Origin of the sequence: Rhizobium sp. PRIMUS64, assembly GCF_023006465.1 — a bacterium.
GTDB lineage: Bacteria > Pseudomonadota > Alphaproteobacteria > Rhizobiales > Rhizobiaceae > Rhizobium > Rhizobium leguminosarum.
The window spans coordinates 1-2,727 of the sequence record NZ_JALBGX010000262.1; the positions used below are offsets into that span (position 1 = coordinate 1).

Below are 2,727 nucleotides of genomic sequence, written 5' to 3' on the forward strand. Positions count from 1 at the left end.
GGCGCAGCCGTCACCGGCGGCCGCTCGGCCGGAGCGGCAGGCTTCTGCGCCTCCTCGCGTTTTTCAGAGAGGGGCATTCCGGAAAAGAGGTCGTTGCTATCGTCCATGGAGCCGTTCAGATCTTCATCCTGTCTTGGGCGGGCATCCGCCGCCGACCCAAAATCACCGCATTTCATGCCACGTTTGCGAATCAGACAGATTTTGCCAGAAAGCACCTCTATACGCGACACCGCCAGTTTTGGCGGGCTTTTCCCAAATGATTTGCGTTGCCGGACGCGGAATGGCAAGCGGCGGCAGGCTTCAGGAACCATCCGAATGCGAATGTCCACAAGTCATTGCACCATCATCACCGCAATTGCGGCGTTTTTCTTGTCTGCGGCCATGCTCTCCGCTGTTGGCCCGGCACAGGCAGCCGATGTGCTAGCGCCCTTCAAGGACGATCTGTTTTCGAAGCAGACCGTGCTGCAGACAGGCGATGACGGCGCCCTCGAGGTCATCGACTATGACGAGATGCGCGATATCAACGGCCGCGACCAGATCCCGCAAAAGCGGGTGCAGCAGAAATATGTGGCGCTCGGCATCCGCAAGGCCCAGGCGGACGAGACGTTGTCTCTCGACGGCATCAAGCTCGATGTCACCAGGGTGGGACCGGCTCAGAGTGCCGCTTTCACGGTGATTTTCATCCATGGCCGCGACGGCGACCGGCGGCTCGGCGCCAACGATTACAGCTTCGGCGGCAATTTCAACCGGCTGAAGAACCTCGTTGCCGGCAATCGCGGGGTTTATTATTCGCCGACCGTCAAAAGCTTCGACAGCAGCGGCGTTGCGGCGATCGCCGGCCTGATCCGCTATGCCAACGCGCGATCGCCCGGCCGGCCGATCGTCCTTTCCTGTGCCTCGATGGGCAGCCAGGTCTGCTGGGGCATTGCGCGCGATGGTGACAGCGTCAAACGGCTGAAGGGCATGCTGATCATGAGCGGGGTCACCGATCCGGATTTCATCAAGAGCGCCTTCTATAGGGCGAAGCTGCCGCTCTGGTTCGCCCATGGTAGCCGCGACCCGGTCTATGCCGCCTCCGACCAGCAGGCACTGTTCGAAAGCCTGCACAAAGCAAAATATCCGACGCGTTTCACGCTGTTTGAGACCGGCAATCACGGGACGCCGATCCGGATGATCGACTGGCGCAGAGTGGTAAACTGGATTCTTGCCGGCTAGCGCTTCTGATGGAAAATCGGAGACTATTTTTCGGAATAGTACGATGCATGAATTCAGAAATACTACCTTTGCGTGTCTTGAAAGACGCGCGGCGTTGGAGCGGACGATATTCGGCAGAAATATGCGCGGGATCGCAGAGATTCCCCTTACGTCAAGGGCATGATGCTTTTCTTTGCTGCAAGCTTTTGATATTGCCCAAGGGATATGCAGATTGTGGAAGGCCAGCATGACACCTGACGTGCGCCCGCTTGTGGCGGGAAACTGGAAAATGAATGGCATGCGTGCCTCCCTGGATCAGATCAAGGCGATCGCCGAGGGTGTTCGCCCGCCGCTGGCCGACAAGGTCCAAGCGCTGATCTGCCCGCCGGCGACGCTGCTCTACGTGGCGACGGCGCTGTGCACCGACAGCCCGCTGGCGATCGGCGCTCAGGACTGCCATCAGAACCCGTCCGGTGCACATACCGGCGACATCTCGGCCGAGATGATTGCCGATTGTTTCGGCACCTATGTCATCGTCGGTCACTCCGAGCGGCGCACCGACCATGCCGAAACCGACCATCTGGTTCGCGCCAAGGCGGAAGCGGCCTTCGCCGCAGAGCTGACGGCGATCATCTGCATCGGCGAGACGGCGGATGAACGTCGGACAGGCCAGGCACTCGACGTCATCAAACGCCAGCTTTCCGCCTCCGTTCCCGATGGCGCGACGGCCGAAAATACCGTCATCGCCTACGAACCGATCTGGGCGATCGGCACTGGTGTGACGCCGACATCAGGTGACGTCGAAAAGGCGCATGCCTTTATGCGGGCAGAACTTGTGGCCCGCTTCGGCGATGAGGGCCGCAAGATGCGTCTTCTCTACGGCGGCTCGGTCAAGCCGGCCAATGCCCATGAGCTGATGGGCATCGCCAATGTCGACGGCGCGCTGATCGGCGGGGCGAGCTTGAAAGCGGCCGACTTCCTCGCCATCTACCGGGCCTATGAGGCGCTGCTCGCCTGAGGCATTGTTTATTCCTGGGTTTATTCGTTTATCCCAGGGCATATTCCGGGCCGAAGGGCTTGGAATAGATGAAAGCCTCATGTAAAGAGCCGCCAGAATTCTTATTTATGCCCGTCTCCAGACGGGCAGGACTGGACCCATGCAGACAGTATTGATTGTCATCCATCTCATGATCGTGCTCGCCCTTGTTGGCGTCGTGCTCATCCAGCGCTCTGAAGGCGGCGGCCTCGGTATTGGCGGCGGTTCGGGCTTCATGTCGGCCCGCGGCACGGCCAATGCGCTGACGCGCACCACCGCGATCCTTGCGACCCTGTTCTTCCTGACCTCGCTCGGCCTCGGCATACTGACGCGTTACGAGGGCCGTCCGAGCGATATTCTCGACCGCATTCCGGCAACAGGCGGCCAGGGCAACGGCATTCTCGATTCGCTCGGCGGCGCGCAGGCTCCGGCAAATCAGCCGGCCGGCAACGGCGTTCCGAGCAGCGGGGCAGCGACGCCCGCACCGCAGGCTCCCG

Annotated in this window: 3 protein-coding genes and 1 pseudogene; 3 read left to right on the plus strand and 1 reads right to left on the minus strand. The window is 60.9% G+C overall.

The features are described 5' to 3' along the window. Positions 1-311: pseudogene (locus MOV76_RS38815) on the minus strand (hypothetical protein); the annotation flags it as partial. Positions 312-315: 4 nt separating this feature from the next. On the opposite strand from MOV76_RS38815, the gene MOV76_RS38820 reads away from it, so the two are divergent. The 3 genes from MOV76_RS38820 to secG all read left to right on the plus strand — a co-directional run. Beyond that, positions 316-1,215 carry an alpha/beta hydrolase gene (locus MOV76_RS38820; RefSeq protein WP_247266558.1) on the plus strand — a complete coding sequence of 300 codons (900 nt, stop codon included), beginning with the start codon at positions 316-318 and terminating at the stop codon, positions 1,213-1,215. A 226-nt stretch (positions 1,216-1,441) separates the two neighbouring features. Next, complete coding sequence (tpiA, locus tag MOV76_RS38825) at positions 1,442-2,212, plus strand: triose-phosphate isomerase (RefSeq protein ID WP_026230509.1); 771 nt, start codon at positions 1,442-1,444, stop codon at positions 2,210-2,212. Positions 2,213-2,351: 139 nt separating this feature from the next. Beyond that, the coding region (gene secG / locus MOV76_RS38830; protein WP_247266559.1) for a preprotein translocase subunit SecG at positions 2,352-2,727 on the plus strand (376 nt) is incomplete at its 3' end.

Excerpts from the sequence above, each read along its gene's own strand:
- MOV76_RS38820 (WP_247266558.1), top strand. The coding sequence starts at position 316 with ATGCGAATGTCCACAAGTCATTGCACCATCATCACCGCAATTGCGGCG.
- tpiA (WP_026230509.1), top strand. The coding sequence starts at position 1,442 with ATGACACCTGACGTGCGCCCGCTTGTGGCGGGAAACTGGAAAATGAAT.